Consider the following 538-nt stretch of genomic DNA (forward strand, 5'->3'; position numbering starts at 1 on the left):
GGGCGGGAACGGTGCCGGGGACCGGCACGAACTCGCCCAGCGGCTGCTCGGCGAGGGCGAACTGCCCGGAGGCGTCCTGCCCGTGGGCCGGGGCCTGCTGCGCCGCGGCCTGCTGCTGCGCGGCGGCGAGGTCGTGGGCCGCGATGCCCAGTCGGCCGCCGAGCGTGCCGTGCCCGGAGAGGGTGTCGTTGGGGAAGCTCTGCTGCAGGGCGGCGGCGTCCTGACCCGCGTACGTGTCCTGCGCGCCGTGGTAGGTGTCCTGCCCACCGTTGTGGGCGTCCTGCCCACCGTTGTGGGCGTCCTGCGGGGCGGGGGCGAACGCCTCCTGGCCGCCGAACGTGTCCTGGGCCGCGGTCTCCTGTCCGGCGTACGCCTGCTGCTGCGGGGCGACGGGGTACTGGCCGGTGCCGCCGTCGGTCCGGGCGGCGTAGGCCGTGCCCGCGCCGAGCGAGGCGTCGGCGGCCGGGTAGGCCTCTCCGGCCATGGCGTAGGCGTCACCGGCGGGGGCCTGCCCGTCGGGGGCGGCGGCGGTGTGCTC

At 78.1% G+C, this 538-nt stretch carries 1 pseudogene; it reads right to left on the reverse strand.

The features are described 5' to 3' along the window. A pseudogene (locus ACOV8S_RS23935) lies at positions 1-538 on the reverse strand (hypothetical protein); the annotation flags it as partial.

The sequence above is a fragment of the Streptomyces sp. CO7 genome (assembly GCF_053474865.1).